The organism is Vibrio sp. 10N.247.311.12 (assembly GCF_041467515.1).
In the GTDB taxonomy this organism is placed as follows: domain Bacteria; phylum Pseudomonadota; class Gammaproteobacteria; order Enterobacterales; family Vibrionaceae; genus Vibrio; species Vibrio crassostreae_C.
The window spans coordinates 48,752-68,102 of the sequence record NZ_JBFSUV010000022.1 but is presented as its reverse complement, the minus strand read 5'-3'; the positions used below and the strand labels follow the sequence as shown (position 1 = coordinate 68,102).

Below are 19,351 nucleotides of genomic sequence, written 5' to 3'. Positions count from 1 at the left end.
CTATTTAGAGAAGCATCATCCGTTCAATTAGTCGTTTTCTACGTTGAACAGGTTTTCCATATTCAGACCTTGCTTGATAAGAATCTCACGTAGACGGCGAAGACCTTCAACTTGGATTTGACGAACACGTTCACGAGTCAGGCTGATTTCGCGGCCCACTTCTTCTAATGTTGACGGTTCATAACCCAGTAGTCCAAAGCGACGCGCAAGCACCTCTTTCTGCTTAGGATTCAGCTCATCAAGCCAGAAAATCAACGAGTTCTTGATATCGCTATCTTGAGTTGAAACCTCAGGATCTGAATTATTGATGTCTGGAATAATATCCAACAGCGCTTTCTCACCGTCACCACCAATTGGCGTATCAACAGAGCTCACTCTTTCGTTTAGACGAAGCATCTTACTCACATCACCAACTGGCTTGTCTAGCTTAGAAGCAATTTCTTCCGCCGTTGGTTCATGATCAAGTTTTTGTGATAGCTCTCTTGCGGTACGCAGATAGATGTTCAGCTCTTTCACAACATGGATTGGCAAACGGATAGTGCGAGTCTGATTCATTAACGCACGTTCAATGGTTTGACGAATCCACCATGTCGCGTAAGTTGAGAAGCGGAAGCCACGCTCTGGATCAAACTTCTCTACGGCGCGAATTAAACCTAGGTTGCCTTCTTCGATTAGATCGAGAAGTGCAAGGCCGCGGTTGCTATAACGACGTGAAATTTTTACCACTAAACGCAGGTTACTTTCGATCATGCGTTTACGTGCTGCTTCATCACCGCGTAGAGCTCGACGTGCGTATAGCACCTCTTCTTCAGCGGTTAGTAGTGGTGAGAAACCGATTTCGCCTAAGTAGAGTTGAGTGGCATCTAAACTTTTAGACGTAACTTCAACTTCTTCTTTTGCTTCGGTTTTCTTAGTGACTGTTCGTTTTGCTTTTCCAAGAGCTTCCGGTTCCGTGGTTGCTTGGTCAAGATCGAACTCTTCTTTGGTTACTGCATTGCTTATACTCATAACGCCTCCCCCTGGCGAAATTAGCATGACATTACAACTTCATATGTCGCTAAATGACTATGTCACTCCATACAATACGTAATTTTTGCATATTGTATTTAAGGTAAATATCGTTTTGGATTAACGGATTTACCTTGGTAACGAATCTCAAAGTGCAACCTAACACTGCTGGCTCCAGAGCTTCCCATTGTTGCAATCTTCTGCCCTGGTTTCACACTTTGCCCTTCAGATACTAATAGTCGGTCGTTGTGCGCGTATGCACTTAAGTAATTATCATTGTGCTTCACAATCACTAGATTGCCGTAGCCTCGTAGTGCATTACCCGAATAAACAACCGTTCCCCCTGCAGTAGATACTATTGGCTGACCTCGCTGTCCTGCTATGTCTATGCCTTTATTTCCTTGTTCGCCTACAGAGAAATTCTCGATTACTCTCCCTTTAGTTGGCCATAACCATTTGGATACTTTATCACTTGTTGGTTTGGTGGACGGTGTAACATTCTGTTTACCTTTAGAACCAACATACTCCTTTGATTTGGATTGTTCAACCTTCTTTGGTGGATCTTTTTTCACCACTTTGGTGGTAGTTTGAGCTGGAGCCAGTTTAGAGTTTTTGCTCTTTTGTGGTGTGGTTTTCGGTTTACTTGCCGTAGATGACGTTGTGGATGCGGCGACAGGCGCAGCAACTGCTGCTGCCGCTACCGTTGACTTACCATACGCTGGCGCGTTGTAGCTAGGACGCCATAACTTAAGCTTCTGCCCTGGGTGGATAGTGTAAGGAGCAGACAACTTGTTATAACCGATGAGGTCTTTAACGTCTTTATTGGTGACATAAGCAATGAAGTAAAGGGTATCGCCTTTTTTAACTTCATAGTAACTGCCACGATAACTACCACGATCAATCGATGAGTAATTCTTGTTTAGGTTTGAAACCGGCGCAGGCGAATTCGCTGCACACCCAACAAGGGCACAGCTAAGCAGTAAAGTACTTCCTTTTAACAACTTCGAACGCATCGACTCTCTATCCACCTACACCATTAGTCTTTTATTAAGCTAGCTCACCAGGAACAAGAGGTACAAATCTCACCATCTCGATAACACTCGATAAAAACTCATCGCCGTGTCGAACGATCTTCAATAGTTGCTGTTCGTCATCACCGACAGGAATCAGTAAACGACCGCCATCTTTCAGCTGTTGCAGAAGCGCTTGAGGAATCGACTCTGCAGCGGCGGTGACAATAATCGCATCAAAAGGGGCTTTTGAAGACCAACCTTGCCAACCATCACCGTGCTTAGTTGAGATATTGTAGAAATCGAGTTGCTTCAACCTACGCTTGGCATCCCATTGTAGCGACTTTATTCTTTCAACCGAATACACATGATCAACAAGTTGAGCCAATACCGCAGTTTGGTAACCAGAACCCGTTCCGATCTCCAAGACACGGCTATCTTGTTGTAATTCAAGTAGCTCTGTCATTTTAGCAACAATGTATGGCTGTGAGATTGTCTGACCCTGACCGATAGGCAGCGCATTATTATCATAGGCTTGGTGATACATCGCCTGTGATAAAAAGCTCTCTCTCGGCAGTTGGTAAATCGCATCAAGAACCTTTTGATCCTGAATACCATTTTCAATCAGGAAAGTAATTAAACGCTCAGCTTGCGGATTACTCACTTACTTCTCCCCTAACCATGTTGCCATCGCACCCAACGACTCATGCGCCGTCAGATCAACCTGCAACGGTGTTACCGACACAAAGCCATGCTCAATCGCGTAAAAATCGGTACCTTCACCGGCATCTTGCTCTTTACCCGGAGGGCCAAGCCAATAGATATCGTGACCACGCGGGTCTTTTTGCTTGATCATATCTTCAGCGTGATGACGAGCACCTAAGCGCGTCACCTGAGTACCAGACAATTGTTCTAAGGCTAAATCAGGAACGTTTACGTTCAACAAGCGGTTGGTCGGGATTGGGGTTGCTAAATGTTGTTCGACAATACGACGAGCAATCGCTGCCGCTGTCTTAAAATGTTTTTTTCCCACCAGAGAAAACGCTACCGATTGAACGCCTAGAAAATGCCCTTCCATTGCTGCAGCCACCGTGCCGGAATAAAGCACGTCATCACCCAGGTTAGCACCGTGATTAATGCCCGTTAATACCAGATCAGGCATGTCATTCTTTAGCAGTTCGTTTAACGCAAAATGCACACAGTCGGTCGGTGTTCCTTGTACCGAATAGGTATTTTCAGTAATCTCTTGAACACGCAGAGGCTGTTCTAAAGTTAATGAATTTGACGCACCCGAGCGATTACGGTCAGGGGCAACAATGATAACGTCAGCAAGATCACGTAGCTCATTTGCCAGCTCATGAATACCTTGAGCGTGCACACCATCATCATTGCTGAGTAAAATCTTCATCTTGTATCCTTTCTTTTGTTCCCATGCTAAGCCAAGTCACTTAAATTCCAATATCAAGTGACTCAGCTCCAAGCAGAATCGTTATTGCTCGTAGGTTCTCTCTACGTGTACTTCTTCAACCAATTCGCGAACGATCGCTGTTGCGAAACAACCCGCATCAAGAGAGAACTTAAGCGTGACATTATCTTCGTTCACTTCCCAAGTTAAGTCTGTTGGTTTCAGTGACGCTTCACGGCGATCATGACGCATACGGTTACCACGAATCAGAGCCATTAGATCCGGTTCAGCATCAAGGTGTTTCTGTTCTAGAGCTTGAGACTCATCAATCGTTGGTAAGGCATTATCGCCAGCCAAAGCAACAGTTATCAAAGCAGAACCGTTCGCAATGTCTTGGTTTACAGCTTCAATGTTGTCTGCTGTTACTGCCAGTTGAGCACCGTCTTTCACCACGATATCGCCAACCAATGCCGATGCAAACGCATCTTGCTCAATACGGTCTGAAAGGATCAGGTTGTAAATCCACGAACGAGCAGCAGAAAGGTACAAGCTGCGCTTATTCTGGTTACGAGTACGAACGTTATCGCGGCCCCAACGACGAGCTTCAGATAGGTTGTTACCTTCATTGCCAAAACGCTGAGCACCAAAGTAGTTTGGCACGCCCACTTGAGCGACTTTTTCCAAACGCTTGACCACATCATCGCAATCCGTTACTTCAGACAAGGTCAACTCAAATTGGTTGCCAACTAAATCGCCTGGACGTAACTTTTTGTTGTGTCGCGCTGTCGCTAAGATTTCAATGCTTGGGTATTGTGCTAAGAACCCTGAAAAGTCAGGCTCACCTTTCGGTAGGTGAACGCTCAACCACTGCTCTGTCACAGCGTGGCGGTCTTTCAAACCCGCCCAGCTCACGTCTTTCGACTTAACACCGCAAACTTTAGCCAGCTCGTTTGCTACGAAGCTCGTGTTCTCACCCGTTTTACGAATACGAACCATTAGGTGCTCGCCTTCACCAGCAAACTCAAAACCCAAGTCTTCATTAACGACAAAGTGTTCGGCTTTTGCTTTTAGTTTTGCTTTCGCAGTTGGTTTACCGTTTAGATAAGCCAATGAAGATAAAATATCTGACATGCTGTTCTTTTCGTGTTGGTGCTTACGCACTTTTAGTAATTAGGACCACCGCTTCACATGCGATGCCCTCTTTGCGACCTGTAAAACCTAAACGCTCAGTGGTCGTCGCTTTTACATTCACATTGCTAATGCTGGTTTCTAGGTCTTGAGCAATAGCTTGGCACATAGAGTCTATATGAGGCGCCATCTTTGGAGCTTGCGCCATGATAGTAATATCGGCATTACCAATCACGTAACCTTGTTCTTTTACTCGACGGTAAACATCTTTCAGTAGCTCACGGCTATCCGCACCTTTCCATTCGTCATCGGTATCAGGGAAATGACGACCAATATCACCCGCAGCAATCGCACCCAATAGAGCGTCACACAACGCATGAAGGGCAACATCACCGTCTGAGTGTGCAATAAGACCTTGCTCGTAAGGGATGCTTACACCACCAATAATTACCGGGCCTTCACCACCAAACTTATGTACATCAAAGCCATGGCCAATACGAATCATCATTATTCCTTATTCTGACTTAAATAGAACTCAGCAAGCGCTAAATCTTCAGGCTGAGTAATCTTAAAATTATCTGAACGCCCTGCCACTAAAGCGGGCGATAAACCTTTCCATTCAAAGGCTGAGGCTTCATCAGTAATTGAAGCGCCTTGTTGCAACGCCTCACTTAATGCCTTCCACAGAGGCTTTGCTCTGAACATTTGCGGCGTAAGTGCATGCCATAAATCGGCACGCTCAACGGTATGCTCGATCTGCCCTTGGGCACCGCGCTTCATCGTGTCACGAACTGGAGCCGCTAAAATAGCGCCCACATCATGGCTCATCGCGCCGGAAATTAGCTTGTCGATATCACTTAGCTGAACACACGGCCTTGCCGCATCGTGAACCATTACCCAATCACCGAGCTGTTGCTCTGCAATGTAATCTAAAGCAGAGAGTACGGAGTCCGCTCTTTCGCTTCCACCCGACACTCTGATCACTTGTGGGTTCTGATTTAGAGCAAGCTCTGGGTAGTATGGGTCATCATCGCTAATCGCGACGATAATTTGAGAGACTTGTGGATGAGACAATAATTTATCTACGGTGTGCTCTAAAATCGTTGAGCCGTTAATCTTGAGATATTGCTTAGGGCGGTCTGCCTTCATTCGGCTACCGACGCCCGCCGCAGGTACAACGGCAATCACGCTTTGAAGTTGAGTCGACATTAATGGGATTCCTCACCAATGATGCGATAAAACGTTTCACCTTCTTTGACCATTCCAAGTTCATGACGAGCGCGTTCTTCTATCGCGTCTAAGCCTTGGCGTAGATCGTCAATTTCAGCAAACATTTCTGCATTTCGAATATGCAGCTTTTCATTTACTTGCTGTTGAACTTGGATTTCGTTGTTCACACCGTAGTAATCAGAGATACCATTTTTACCGAGCCACAGTGTGTGTTGTAGCCAGCCAAACACTATGAGCAGTACTAAAGCAAAAATTCGCATAACACCTTTCGCCGGTTGAAAAAGAAGGAACTAGAATAAGGCACATATATACCATAATGAGCTTATTGGTGCGAGATATGTGGTGTCAGGGAATCAATAAGTCGGGGAGTCATTGTCAGGAAAACAATGAGATTCCCTACTCCTTCCTTCGTCAGTCTAGGGAATGACGAACTTTATATGTGACAAGGAGGAGCTTTAGAGCCTAGAGCTTCTTTCATTCAGTTTTCTACAGACAAAAAAATGCCCCGCATAAGCGAGGCATTCAAAAGTATTAGTGCATAATTCTAACTAGTTGGTGCTGTAGCAAGGCAACAAAGAAGATTCAGCTATGGAGCATAGTTTCCTATGTGACTTAGTGAATCTTCTGCAGTTAACGCAGCTACAGTGCCAAATAGGACGAATTATTGACCTTTAACTTCTTTAAGACCGTTATAAGGAGCTTTAGAACCTAGAGCTTCTTCGATACGGATTAGTTGGTTGTACTTAGCAACACGGTCAGAACGGCTCATAGAACCAGTTTTGATTTGACCTGCAGCTGTACCTACCGCTAGATCAGCGATAGTTGCATCTTCAGTTTCGCCAGAACGGTGAGAGATTACTGCAGTGTAGCCAGCGTCTTTAGCCATCTTGATAGCAGCTAGAGTCTCTGTTAGAGAACCGATTTGGTTGAACTTGATAAGGATAGAGTTAGCTACGCCTTTCTCGATACCTTCAGCAAGAATCTTAGTGTTTGTAACGAACAGATCGTCACCAACGATTTGAAGTTTGTTGCCTAGAAGTTCAGTTTGGTGCTTGAAGCCATCCCAATCTGACTCGTCAAGACCGTCTTCGATAGAAACGATTGGGAAGTTGTTCGCTAGCTCAGCTAGGTAGTGGTTGAACTCTTCAGAAGTGAAAGTTTTACCTTCGCCCTTCATGTTGTAGATACCAGCTTCTTTGTCGAAGAACTCAGATGCTGCACAGTCCATAGCAAGAGTAACGTCTTTACCTAGTTCGTAACCAGCAGCTGCAACAGCTTCTGCGATAACTTCTAGAGCTTCAGCGTTAGACTTAAGGTTAGGAGCGAAACCACCTTCATCACCAACTGCAGTGCTGTAGCCTTTAGACTTAAGAACTTTAGCTAGGTTGTGGAATACTTCAGCGCCGATACGTAGACCTTCTTTAAGAGTTTTAGCGCCAACTGGTTGGATCATGAACTCTTGGATGTCAACGTTGTTATCTGCGTGCTCACCACCGTTGATGATGTTCATCATTGGTAGAGGCATAGAGAACTGACCAGCAGTACCGTTTAGCTCAGCGATGTGCTCGTATAGAGGCATGCCTTTCGCAGCAGCAGCAGCTTTTGCGTTAGCTAGAGATACAGCTAGGATAGCGTTCGCGCCGAACTTAGACTTGTTATCAGTACCGTCTAGGTCAAGCATGATTTGGTCAACGTCAGCTTGTGCTTTAGCGTCAGTACCAACTAGAGCTTCAGCGATTGGGCCGTTTACAGCTTCAATAGCTTTAAGAACACCTTTACCTAGGAAACGTGATTTGTCGCCGTCACGTAGCTCAAGAGCTTCGCGAGAACCAGTAGATGCGCCAGATGGAGCAGCAGCCATACCTACGAAACCGCCTTCTAGGTGTACTTCAGCTTCTACAGTTGGGTTACCACGTGAATCGATGATTTCACGACCTAGAACTTTAACGATCTTAGACATTGAATGTTTCCTTCTCGTTGAATATATAAATGTCAAATTTAAAGGTAGCAGCACAACTTACGCAGCTACCTGTATTCCTTTTTACTTCTCTAACTCGCCGCGCTGGAACTCACCAGCCGCTTTAACGAAACCTGCAAACAATGGGTGACCATCGCGAGGTGTTGAAGTGAACTCTGGGTGGAATTGAGCAGCAACGAACCATGGGTGGTTCGGGTTCTCAATAACTTCAACCAGTTTCTTGTCCGCAGATAGACCCGATACTTTTAGGCCCGCTTTTTCGATTTGTGGACGAAGATTGTTGTTCACTTCGTAACGGTGACGGTGACGTTCATGGATCGTCGCGCTACCGTATAATTCGTAAGCTTTCGTCCCTTTCGCTAGGTGACAAAGCTGTGAACCAAGACGCATTGTGCCGCCAAGGTCAGATGTTTCTGTACGCTCTTCAACTTTACCTTCGCCATCAGTCCACTCAGTGATAAGACCAACAACTGGGTACTTAGTTTCAGTACAGAATTCAGAAGAGTGTGCCCCTTCCATTTTCGCAACGTTACGAGCGTACTCGATAAGTGCTACTTGCATACCTAGACAGATACCTAAGTACGGTACTTTGTTTTCACGAGCGTATTGAGCAGCAAGAATCTTACCTTCAACACCACGGTCACCAAAGCCACCAGGAACTAGGATTGCATCTAGGCCTTCTAAAACTTCTACGCCACGAGACTCAACGTCTTGTGAATCTACGTATTTAATATTAACGCTTAGGCGATTTTTCAAGCCCGCGTGTTTTAGCGCTTCATTTACTGATTTGTATGCGTCTGGTAGTTCAATGTACTTACCAACCATACCAATCGTCACTTCACCCGTTGGGTTAGCTTCTTCGTAAATTACTTGTTCCCATTCAGACAGGTCTGCTTCTGGAGCTGTGATGCCGAAACGCTTACATACAAGTTCATCAGTACCTTGAGCTTTAATAAGCTGAGGGATCTTGTAGATAGAGTCAACATCGCGCATAGAAATAACTGCATTTTCTTGCACATTACAGAACAGAGCAATTTTCTTACGCTCGTTCGAAGGAATGTTGCGGTCTGAACGACAAACTAGGATGTCTGGCTGAATACCAATAGACAGTAGCTCTTTTACAGAGTGTTGCGTTGGCTTAGTTTTCACTTCGCCCGCAGCTGCTAGGTATGGCACTAGAGTAAGGTGCATGAACATTGCGCGTTCACGGCCTAGTTCTACTGCTAGCTGACGAATCGCTTCCATGAATGGTAGAGATTCGATATCACCAACCGTACCACCAACTTCAACGATCGCGATATCGTGGCCAGCTGCGCCAGCAATTACACGCTCTTTGATAGAGTTAGTGATGTGTGGGATAACCTGAATTGTTGCACCTAGGTAATCACCGCGACGCTCTTTTGCTAGTACGTCTGAGTAAACACGACCTGCAGTGAAGTTGTTACGCTTAGTCATCTTGGTGCGAATGAATCGCTCATAGTGACCAAGGTCAAGGTCTGTTTCAGCGCCATCTTCCGTAACGAACACTTCACCGTGCTGAGTCGGGCTCATAGTGCCTGGATCAACGTTGATGTAAGGGTCAAGCTTCATCATGGTCACTTTAAGACCACGAGCTTCTAAAATAGCTGCAAGAGATGCTGCAGCAATACCTTTACCTAGAGAGGATACAACCCCGCCAGTAACAAAAATGTAATTTGTCGTCATGTTTAACCTGAAATTGGTTGAATGAGGGAAATGGACTACTTCTGGACGGGATGAAAATATACCAGAAGCCCCTTATCGCCACAACGTGAAATCTATCACACTGCTATTTTTTATTTTTTGCTTCAAATCAATTCATGATAAAAGCTTTGGTTATCTTTTCTCCGCCACTTTGACTTCATCCCACATGGAATCAAGCTGTTGTAGTGAAAAGTCAGTCAAATTTTTATCTTGCTGACGAACTTTTTGTTCCACCCCTTTAAAGCGACGCGAAAACTTGAGATTGGCTTTATTGAGTGCCGATTCTGGGTTTTTACCTAAATGTCGTACCAAATTGACCGTCGCAAACAGCAAGTCTCCCAACTCTTCTTCAACCAAATCTTCATTTGGCGTCACTTGAAGTGCCTCTTCCAGCACCTCATCGACTTCCTCTAAAACCTTATTAGCCACTGGGCCAATAGAGTCCCAATCAAAGCCATATTTCGCTACCTGTTTTTGAATCTTTGTAGCACGTGAAAGCGCAGGTAGAGAGTTTGGTATTGAGTCTAGAATACTTTCTTGAGTTTTGCCTGCCTGAGCTTTTTCTTTGGCTTTTTCAGCTTCCCAGTTGGCATTAATTTCTTCATCGCTCGCAAACTCGGTATCAGAAAACACATGCGGATGGCGGCGTGTTAGCTTTTCGTTAATGCCATCAACCACATCAGAGAACTCAAACAACCCCTGTTCTTTCGCTAACTGGCTATAGAAGATCACCTGAAACAACAAGTCACCCAACTCTTCTTGTAGGTTCGGCCAATCTTTGTTGTGAATCGCGTCCACCACCTCGTAGGTTTCTTCGATAGTATGCGGCACAATTGTTTCAAAATTTTGTTTCAAATCCCAAGGACAGCCACCTTCTGGATCGCGCAGCTTAGTCATAATCTGTTCAAGTTGTTCAATCGGGTGATTCATCGTTTTCTTCCTATTCACTGTCTTTGATTTTTAAATTTATAACGTCTTCTAAAACTAAAAAAGGCGAGCAGCCAAAACCACTCACCTTTCTATTCTTTCCGTCATCCCCAAGAGCGAAGAATGAGCGAGTTGGGGATCTCAAATCGCTTTACGAGATTCCCTATCACGTTCGTCCCTCACTGTAGGGAATGACGTGGATAGTATTTTGGCCTACCCCAACCTTTTGACTGACATAACATCTTTGATTTGTTCTACTCGGCTGGTAACGCGACTCAGAATTTCAATATTGGTCACTTCCAAATCGAAATCCATTACCGATAGCTGACGCTTGTAGTCGATGCGGCTCTTCATTGTGGTCACGCTGATCTTTTCATTCGAGAACAGTGAGGTGATATCTTTCAACAAGCCATTACGTTCTAGCGCTTCAACACGCAGCGTTAGGATGTATGAACCGACAAAGCCATTACCCCAAACGGTATCAATGATACGTTCTGGCGCATGCACGCTTAGCTCGCCTAGCTGTTCACAGTCAGCGCGGTGCACTGAGATACCACGACCTTGAGTGATGTAACCTTTAATCACATCACCTGGGATTGGCTGACAGCAACGCGCTAGGTGCGTCATTAGGTTATCAACGCCCTCAACCACTACCGCATCTTTCTTCGGACGACTCTGTTGTGCCGGCTTGTTTTCCGACTCAAGCAGTTTCTCTAGCGCTTTCTTGTCTTCTTCTTCCGCCGTTGGCTTATTCACTAGCGCATTGATGTGATTAACCACTTGGTTAATACGCAAGTCGCCACTACCAATACCTGCATAGAGTTCGTCTGGCGTATTCACGTTAAAGCGTTTTAGTGCGTATTGATCAGCATCTTTTAGGGTTGCGCCTACTTTCGCTAGCTCAACTTCCAGGATATCACGACCCGCTTCTAGGTTTTTCTCACGGCTTTGTGCGCGGAACCAAGCGTTGATTTTCGCTCGAGCTCGACCAGAATGAACAAAACCTGTGGTTGGATTTAACCAGTCACGAGATGGGTTCGGCTCTTTCTGCGTGATGATCTCAACTTGATCGCCCATCGATAGTTTATGAGTGAACGGTACGATACGCCCCGCTACTTTGGCACCGATACAGCGGTGTCCGACCATCGAGTGGATGTGGTAGGCGAAATCCAACGGGGTTGCGCCCATTGGTAAGTCGACCACGTCACCACGTGGAGTAAATGCGTATACACGGTCATCGAAGACTTGGCTACGTACCTCATCCAGCATCTCGCCAGAGTCCGACATCTCTTCTTGCCAGTCGATAAGTTTACGCAACCAAGTGATTTTCTCATCGTAGCCACTACGGCCGCTTGAAGCTCCTTCTTTGTACTTCCAGTGCGCCGCCACACCAAGCTCAGAGTCTTCGTGCATTTGCTTAGTACGGATCTGAATCTCAATGGTCTTGCCTTCAGGGCCAAGTACTACGGTATGAATCGACTGGTAACCATTTGGCTTAGGGTTCGCCACATAGTCATCAAATTCGCTCGGGAGGTGCTTGTATTTAGTGTGTACCACCCCAAGGCCGGCGTAACAGTCTTGAAGCTGGTCAGCGATAATACGTACTGCTCGTACGTCAAAAAGCTCATCGAAGTCCAAGCCTTTCTTCTGCATTTTGCGCCAGATACTGTAGATGTGTTTTGGTCGGCCACTCACTTCAGCATTGATGTTTGAACGCTGCATTTCTGCGGTTAAATCATCAACGAAATCTGTGATGTATTGTTCACGAACGATACGACGCTCAGACAGCTGTTTTGCAATCTGCTTGTAGGTATCTGGTTGTTGGTAGCGGAATGCGTAATCTTCGATTTCCCACTTAAGTTGGCCGATACCTAAACGGTTTGCCAGTGGGGCATAGATGTTAGAACACTCTTTTGCGGCCGCGCGACGCACAGCATCAGGCGCTTTTTTTACCTCGATAAGGTTACAGATTCGTTCAGCGAGTTTGATGACTACGCAGCGGAAATCATCGACCATCGCCAGTAGCATACGGCGAACGTTATCAACTTGACCCGAGGCAGCACTGCCTTCAAGGGTCACGTTTAGCTGGCCCAAGGCCGCCATTTCTTCAACGCCGTCAATCAGCTTAACGATTTCTTTGCCGTAGCTTTCTTCGAAGGCTTCGCGTTCAAAAACGCCACTTGATACCACTGGGAAGAGTTGTGCTGCGACTAATGTTGCACGATCCATCGACAGCGTGACCAAGATTTCAATCATCTCGCGTCCACGCCATAGCAAGAGTGATGCTTGCTCGTGATCTTTTAATAGCTCTTCACAGTGACGATAAACTTTGTTCAGTTTATTCGAGGTTTTTGCGTCTTGCTTTAATGACGCAATCCAACTTTCTAGCTCAAACTGTTCGCTTGGGTTTAAATGTGCGCTTCGTACCGCAACCATCGTGCCTTCCTAGTTATTCTGTTTTATACCCAATTCAATATGACTAACTGGTTCCAAGTTAGTTCGACCATATTGATATCAGCGCAGGTGTCCCTGCGCCTTTGTCATTCATTTTTAAGCCTTATTTACGGGCCTTTAAGCCTTGATAAAGAGAGCCATCGATTCTAAATGGCTAGTGTGTGGGAACATATCCAACATACCAAGTTTGGCTAATTGGTAGCCTTGCTTTTCTAAGCTCTCTGAATCTCTAGCTAGAGTAGCAGGATTACACGAAACATAAACCACACGCTTCGCTCCTAACGCTGAAATTTGATCAACGATCCCACTCGCTCCCGCACGTGCCGGGTCAAGCAATATTTTATCGAATTTCTCTTTTGCCCAAGGCTGTGAAGATAAGTCTTCTTCAAGGTTAGCTTGGTAAAATTCCGTATTGCTTAACTGGTTTAACGCTGCATTAGATGTGGCTTGCTGAACCATTTCATCAACGCCTTCTACGCCAACCACAAACGCCGATTGTTGCGCGATAGGCAAACTGAAATTCCCTAAGCCGCAAAACAGGTCGAGCACTCGCTCATCCGCTTGAGGTTCTAGCCACTCAATCGCTTGAGCCACCATCTGCTGATTCACTTTCTGGTTTACTTGGATAAAGTGGTTTGGCTCAAACGGTAACGTCACGCCAGTTTCGCTGTAAGAAGGTGTATCGCCGACTAAGCGAACCAACTTATCGGTTTCAGGCATCGAATACAGCGTAGCGCCTTCTTCTTTTGCTAACGCAATCAGCGCTTGCTCATCTTTTTCAACCAGAGGCTTAAGGTGACGTAGCACCATAACAGGGCCAGTATCGCCCAACACCAATTCAACGTGTCCTAAAGACGTAAGGCTGTTGAAAGTGTTCAGTAAATTTTTCAGTTTTGGCAGCAACACATTAAGGCGAGGATCAAGCACGGCACAGTCGGTGATGTTTTCAATCTGCTTACTCTGCTTCTTACGGAAACCGAATTGAAGCTGTTGTGTCTTCTTATCAACAAATAGGCTGATACGTGCGCGACGTCGATAACCGGTTTCATCACCGACAATAGGTTGTGCAACTTCAGTGTTCGCCGTTTGGTATTGGCTCATCAGGTGCGTCAGAGATTGCGATTTATGCTCAACCTGAGAAGAGTAACCTAGGTGTTGAAGGTGACAGCCACCACACTGATTAAAGTGCTTACAAAACGGCTTTAAACGCTGCTCGCTCGGCTTCAATAACTTGATGAGTTTAGCTCGCGAAAACTTACTTTTGCTCTCAGTAAGTTGAATAACCACCTGCTCACCGGGCAATGCGCCATCAATGAAAACCGGTTTATTCTTTTGATAAGCGATGCCAGCGCCATTGTGATCCATTCGTTCAACCAAAACCGATTGATGCTTGGTCTCGAGTTGAGTTTTCTTTTTTGGTTGGAAAAAACGTGCCATTGCTTGTGCCTAATGTATCTTTTAATAAGTAATTGGTATCCAGGACTCACTATTATGTCTTGGAATCATTGTCGAACGTCACGGCTTTGATTAAGCTTACCGTTCACTTAACCGCCATTGTGTGCGTTATTTTCCCATATCCAGACCTCGATGTAATTAAAGAACATGACCAGATATGGCTTAAGAGCCCGTGTAATTACCTTAACTCTAGCTCCAACCCTGATTATTGGGTTGCTATTGAGTGCATTTTTCTCATTTAACCGCTATCAAGACCTTGAAGGTCAAGTGGTTAACACTGGTACTAGCATCATTGAGCCACTTGCGATTACGAGTGAATCAGGCATGAAGCTCGAAAGTCGAGAGTCTGTTCGTCAGCTTATTAGCTATGCGCATCGAAAGAATTCTAAGCTAGTGCGCAGTATCGCGGTGTTTGATGAGCGTCATGAGTTGTTTGTAACCTCAAACTTCCACCCCGATTTTGAAAGCCTGACCTACCCCAAAGATAAACCGATCCCGCATTTAAGCTCATCGAACCTTCTCGATAATACGCTGATTCTGCGGACACCTATCATCGCCGAAGGCCAGTACATCAATTCAGCCAACGGTCAGTCTCAAGCTAATCAAGCGATCGGCTACATTGCGATTGAATTAGATCTTTCATCACTTCGATTGCAGCAATATCAAGAAGTGTTCTCTGCATTCTTAGTGTTGATTCTCGGGCTTGGTTTATCGGGCGTGTTTGCGTTCCGCTTAATGCACGATGTCACTCAACCGATCACACACATGAAAAACATGGTCGACCGAATTCGTCGAGGTCACCTAGATGTGCGTATCGAAGGTAAGATGCATGGTGAGCTAGACTCGCTGAAAAACGGTATCAATGCGATGGCGGTATCGCTATCAGAGTATCACGTCGAGATGCAGCACAGTATCGACCAGGCCACATCAGATTTGCGTGAAACTCTTGAACAGCTAGAGATTCAAAACGTTGAGTTAGACATCGCGAAGAAACGCGCTCAAGAAGCGGCTCGTGTTAAGTCTGAGTTCTTAGCGAATATGTCTCACGAATTGAGAACGCCGCTGAACGGTGTGATTGGCTTTACTCGTCAAATGCTCAAGACTCACCTATCGAACAGTCAAACCGATTACCTACAAACCATTGAACGCTCGGCAAACAACCTGCTTAGCATCATCAACGATATCTTGGACTTCTCGAAACTTGAAGCCGGTAAATTAGCCCTAGAGAACATCCCATTTGAATTCCAAGCCAGCCTTGAAGAGGTAGTAAACCTTCAAGCAACCAACGCTCATGAGAAAGGCCTAGAACTGACACTGAAGATCGACCCTAAAGTACCGCCAGGTGTGGTGGGCGATCCACTGCGTATTCAGCAGATCCTAACCAACCTAGTGGGTAACTCAATCAAGTTTACCGAGCGCGGCAATATTGATATCAGCGTTGAGCTGCGTTCACAAAGCGAAGACAACATCGAGCTGCAGTTCATGGTTCGCGATACGGGTATTGGTATCTCGGAGCGTCAACAAGCTCAGCTGTTCCAAGCCTTCAGCCAAGCCGATGCAAGTATCTCTCGTCGCTATGGTGGTACAGGCTTAGGTCTGGTTATCACCCAAAAACTGGTCAGCCAAATGGGCGGAGAGATCAGCCTAACCAGTCGTCTTCACCAAGGCTCTACCTTCTGGTTCACCTTGAGACTATCAACGACTGATATGCCGATGACAGAGCTGATTGAGACGCAGTGTCTGCAAGACAAACAACTGCTGCTTATCGAGCCAAACATGCAAGCGGCATCGATTACTCAGCAAATCCTAACCCAAGAAGGCTTAGTGGTAACGTATCGTTCGGTGATGCCAGATGAGACGACCTCGTATGACTACGTTCTGCTTAACCTAGCCGCCAACCAAGAGTATCAATTTGATACTGTGAGTGGTTGGGCGATCGGTGCGAAGAAGATTGCTCAAAACGTGATTATTGGTACACCAAGTACCGAGCTAGCGTTGGGTGAGCAACTAATGAAAGAGGTCGATGTTCAGTGCATCACCAAGCCTCTTTCTCGTAAGAAGTTGCTGCAAACTCTGGTATCGAATCAGGCACCTACCTTGATTGCACCAGCGATTGAAACGCATTCTGAAGAGAAGTTACCGCTTACTGTGATGGCAGTAGACGACAACCCAGCCAACCTTAAGTTGATTACCGCGCTGCTTAAAGAGCGTGTAGAAACCGTCATCAGTTGTACCAGTGGTCAGCAGGCGATAGACAAAGCGACAGAGACGCCATTTGATATCATCTTCATGGATATTCAAATGCCACAGATGGACGGTGTAACCGCTTGTCAGAACATCAAAAAACTGGCGAACAATGCGAATACACCTGTAATTGCCGTGACCGCACATGCAATGATTGGCGAACGAGATCGACTGCTTGAAGCGGGCATGGATGACTACCTAACCAAACCTATTGAAGAGCATGTTTTACAGCAGGTTCTGATTCATTGGAGCTCGACCTCTGAGGTTGAGCACATCGAAAAAATAGATCCAGACCACCCAGCGGTCTCTGCTGAAGTCGACAACGGTCCGGTGTCAGAAACTGAAGCCAGCGTGCACACAAACATCATCATTGATTGGCAAGCTGCGATGAAACAAGCCGCCAATAAAGAAGACCTCGCACGCGATATGCTGCAAATGCTCGTCGACTTTATTCCAGAGGTGTATGAGGCAGCAGACAAAGCGATAGAAGACAGTGACTATCCAGTTGAAGAGCTGATACACATCATTCACAAGATGCATGGCAGCAGCTCGTACAGCGGCGTACCAAGGCTAAAATCGGTATGTGCGACAATAGAGAAAGAGCTGCGTTCAGGTACTTCTGTTGAAGACATTGAACCTGAGCTTTTCGAGCTTCAGGATGAATTAGATAAGGTTCAAGCAACCGCGATTCACTACTTGAAACAGGCGAAGGCCTAGCGGGTACTTGTTACTCACTAGTATTCTTTAGAGGGTTTACCCGCCAATAAAAAAGCAGAGCTCATGAGCTCTGCTTTTTTCTGTCTAGAGCCAAGAGCACTAGATATAAAGTCGCGATAATCTGTTTACGATTCGAGTAACACCGTTGCCACAGCGTAGTGACGCTCATCCGAGATAGTCAGATGAATCGATGTTGTGCCATTCGCCTCTGCGATTTCACGCGCTTTCTTGTGTAAGCTCAATACTGGCTTACCATGCTCATCGTTTGAAATCTCAAAGTCGTGGAAGGTAACACCCAGCGCAATCCCCGTACCTAACGCCTTAGATGCAGCTTCTTTAGCAGCAAAACGTTTTGCAAGGTAACGGCCTTTTTGCTTCAACTGTTGGAATACTTCAAACTCAGAATCCGTCAAAATACGCTGAGCAAAAGCGTCGCCACTTCGCGACAGCGCCTTCTCGACACGTTCGATTTCTGCGATATCTGTACCTAATCCAACAACTGCCATGTTTCCTCTACTACTTAACTTCTGTCTAATGATTAACTGTACATCGCTTAGTGCCGACGACTTGCCGAACTAAGCGTTGTTACGTGCTGTTTCCATGATTGCTTTCATGTCTGCAACGGCTTTGTTTAAGCCATCAAACACTGCACGTCCCATGATCGAGTGACCGATGTTCAGCTCGTAGATCTCTGGAAGTGCCGCAATCGGTGCTACGTTGTGGTAAGTCAGACCATGACCCGCATTGACTGTGATACCTAAGTCATCTGCATAGCTTGCGCCTGCTGCGATCTTCTTAAGCTCGTCTTGTTGATCTTCTTCTGTCTTAGCATCAGCATAGTGACCCGTGTGCAGTTCAATGAACGGTGCGCCACACGCTTTTGCAGCATCGATTTGCTCACGGTCAGCATCGATAAACAGAGATACCTTGATACCTGCTGCAGACAGTTTTTGTGTCGCCGCTTTGATCTTCTCTAGTTGACCAACTACGTCCAAGCCACCTTCAGTGGTTAGCTCTTCACGTTTTTCAGGAACCAGACAAACAAACTCAGGATTAGTATCGAGTGCAATTTTAACCATCTCGTCCGTTACGGCCATCTCCAAGTTCATGCGAGTTTGAAGTGTTTCAGCCAGAATACGCACATCGCGATCAACGATGTGACGACGGTCTTCACGCAGGTGAATAGTAATGCCATCTGCACCAGCACGTTCAGCGATTTCAGCTGCGTGTACTGGATCTGGGTATTTAGTACCACGTGCATTACGTAGTGTTGCAATATGGTCGATATTAACGCCTAAAAGGATTGAGCTCATTTTCCAATACTCCGTGCTCTGGAGAGGGCTATTGTTGGCATAAATAGCTCTCTACTTTTTAATGGTTTGCCGCCAAGATACGGCTTTAAGGCTATGCGTGTAAAGCGTTTTGCCGCTTTTAACTGCTCTTTAGTGATAAACCTACGTTCGCTGATTGCAATAAGTTCATCGCCCATAAAAGTCAGGTTATCTCGACGTACTGAAGCGATGAAACCTTTCTGCTCTCGATAGCGATAAGTCATGCTCGGATCAATCGCTTCGCCAGTGCCCGCGCAGTGTAAAAAGTCGACGCCGTAACCCATAGCAGATAAAAGAGCCAGCTCAAAGCGACGCAGTGCTGGCTCAGGATTATCATTATGCGCCAGCTCTGTTAAAGCATGAAGATAGTCGTGAAAAAGTGCAGGCATCGGTACTTCCGCCATCAATACCCGACCGATAAGCTCGTTCACGTACATGCCTGAATACAGATTAATACCGGCGAGAGGGAGCCCCAAGCTGATGGGTTCAGCTTGGCGTAAGGTTTTCATCGAACCATTACCAGACCACTTAAGCAATAGCGGCGTAAAAGGTTGTAATGCACCTTTCAAATTGGAACGCTTGCTGCGAGCGCCTTTAGACATCAACGTCACCCGACCGAACTCTTCGCTGAAGACGTCCAAGATCAGGCTCGACTCACTGTATGGTCGACGGTGCAACACAAAGCATCGCTGTAACCCTTCGCTCAATCACTTACCCTTATTACAGATACAAAAAGAGAGAG

Annotated in this window: 17 protein-coding genes; 1 reads left to right on the top strand and 16 read right to left on the bottom strand. The window is 45.9% G+C overall.

Annotated features, from left to right (window positions below; translation table 11 throughout):
* Nucleotides 1–27 precede the first annotated feature (27 nt).
* The 13 genes from rpoS to rlmD all read right to left on the bottom strand — a co-directional run bounded on the left by rpoS (nucleotide 28) and on the right by rlmD (nucleotide 14,299).
* Complete coding sequence (rpoS, locus tag AB6E30_RS11675) at nucleotides 28–1,008, bottom strand: RNA polymerase sigma factor RpoS (RefSeq protein WP_017059027.1); 981 nt, start codon at nucleotides 1,006–1,008, stop codon at nucleotides 28–30.
* A 98-nt stretch (nucleotides 1,009–1,106) separates the two neighbouring features.
* Nucleotides 1,107–2,021 (bottom strand): murein hydrolase activator NlpD, encoded by a 915-nt coding sequence (gene nlpD / locus AB6E30_RS11670; RefSeq protein WP_372103687.1) that lies wholly within the window; start codon nucleotides 2,019–2,021, stop codon nucleotides 1,107–1,109.
* Between the two features lie 34 nt (nucleotides 2,022–2,055).
* Complete coding sequence (locus AB6E30_RS11665) at nucleotides 2,056–2,682, bottom strand: protein-L-isoaspartate(D-aspartate) O-methyltransferase (protein ID WP_017059029.1); 627 nt, start codon at nucleotides 2,680–2,682, stop codon at nucleotides 2,056–2,058.
* Nucleotides 2,683–3,426, bottom strand: a complete 744-nt coding sequence (surE, locus tag AB6E30_RS11660; protein ID WP_372103684.1) for a 5'/3'-nucleotidase SurE — start codon at nucleotides 3,424–3,426, stop codon at nucleotides 2,683–2,685.
* Nucleotides 3,427–3,507: 81 nt separating this feature from the next.
* Nucleotides 3,508–4,554: a tRNA pseudouridine(13) synthase TruD gene (gene truD / locus AB6E30_RS11655; protein ID WP_372103681.1), complete on the bottom strand. Its 1,047-nt coding sequence runs from the start codon at nucleotides 4,552–4,554 to the stop codon at nucleotides 3,508–3,510.
* A gap of 22 nt (nucleotides 4,555–4,576) precedes the next feature.
* Complete coding sequence (ispF, locus tag AB6E30_RS11650) at nucleotides 4,577–5,056, bottom strand: 2-C-methyl-D-erythritol 2,4-cyclodiphosphate synthase (protein ID WP_004739053.1); 480 nt, start codon at nucleotides 5,054–5,056, stop codon at nucleotides 4,577–4,579.
* 2 nt (nucleotides 5,057–5,058) lie between these two features.
* Entirely contained in the window at nucleotides 5,059–5,760 is a 702-nt protein-coding gene (ispD, locus tag AB6E30_RS11645; protein WP_372103678.1) for a 2-C-methyl-D-erythritol 4-phosphate cytidylyltransferase, read from the bottom strand.
* On the bottom strand, nucleotides 5,760–6,041 hold the full coding sequence (ftsB, locus tag AB6E30_RS11640; protein WP_010435786.1) for a cell division protein FtsB: 282 nt from the start codon (nucleotides 6,039–6,041) through the stop codon (nucleotides 5,760–5,762). Before ftsB ends, ispD begins: the two co-directional genes overlap by 1 nt.
* A gap of 401 nt (nucleotides 6,042–6,442) precedes the next feature.
* On the bottom strand, nucleotides 6,443–7,741 hold the full coding sequence (eno, locus tag AB6E30_RS11635; protein WP_017063215.1) for a phosphopyruvate hydratase: 1,299 nt from the start codon (nucleotides 7,739–7,741) through the stop codon (nucleotides 6,443–6,445).
* 81 nt (nucleotides 7,742–7,822) lie between these two features.
* On the bottom strand, nucleotides 7,823–9,463 hold the full coding sequence (locus AB6E30_RS11630; RefSeq protein ID WP_372103676.1) for a CTP synthase: 1,641 nt from the start codon (nucleotides 9,461–9,463) through the stop codon (nucleotides 7,823–7,825).
* A 150-nt stretch (nucleotides 9,464–9,613) separates the two neighbouring features.
* Complete coding sequence (gene mazG, locus AB6E30_RS11625; protein ID WP_136973764.1) at nucleotides 9,614–10,411, bottom strand: nucleoside triphosphate pyrophosphohydrolase; 798 nt, start codon at nucleotides 10,409–10,411, stop codon at nucleotides 9,614–9,616.
* A gap of 210 nt (nucleotides 10,412–10,621) precedes the next feature.
* On the bottom strand, nucleotides 10,622–12,844 hold the full coding sequence (gene relA / locus AB6E30_RS11620; RefSeq protein WP_372103673.1) for a GTP diphosphokinase: 2,223 nt from the start codon (nucleotides 12,842–12,844) through the stop codon (nucleotides 10,622–10,624).
* A 135-nt stretch (nucleotides 12,845–12,979) separates the two neighbouring features.
* On the bottom strand, nucleotides 12,980–14,299 hold the full coding sequence (gene rlmD, locus AB6E30_RS11615; RefSeq protein WP_372103670.1) for a 23S rRNA (uracil(1939)-C(5))-methyltransferase RlmD: 1,320 nt from the start codon (nucleotides 14,297–14,299) through the stop codon (nucleotides 12,980–12,982).
* A 165-nt stretch (nucleotides 14,300–14,464) separates the two neighbouring features.
* Here rlmD and barA point away from each other — a divergent pair, with 165 nt between their 5' ends.
* Entirely contained in the window at nucleotides 14,465–17,278 is a 2,814-nt protein-coding gene (gene barA / locus AB6E30_RS11610) for a two-component sensor histidine kinase BarA (protein WP_372074332.1), read from the top strand.
* A gap of 125 nt (nucleotides 17,279–17,403) precedes the next feature.
* Here barA and acpS read toward each other — a convergent pair whose 3' ends face one another.
* The 3 genes from acpS to recO all read right to left on the bottom strand — a co-directional run bounded on the left by acpS (nucleotide 17,404) and on the right by recO (nucleotide 19,316).
* Complete coding sequence (acpS, locus tag AB6E30_RS11605; RefSeq protein WP_017059039.1) at nucleotides 17,404–17,784, bottom strand: holo-ACP synthase; 381 nt, start codon at nucleotides 17,782–17,784, stop codon at nucleotides 17,404–17,406.
* A gap of 69 nt (nucleotides 17,785–17,853) precedes the next feature.
* Nucleotides 17,854–18,591, bottom strand: a complete 738-nt coding sequence (gene pdxJ, locus AB6E30_RS11600) for a pyridoxine 5'-phosphate synthase (protein WP_372103667.1) — start codon at nucleotides 18,589–18,591, stop codon at nucleotides 17,854–17,856.
* Nucleotides 18,588–19,316: a DNA repair protein RecO gene (recO, locus tag AB6E30_RS11595; protein WP_019826299.1), complete on the bottom strand. Its 729-nt coding sequence runs from the start codon at nucleotides 19,314–19,316 to the stop codon at nucleotides 18,588–18,590. Before recO ends, pdxJ begins: the two co-directional genes overlap by 4 nt.
* Nucleotides 19,317–19,351: the final 35 nt, after the last annotated feature.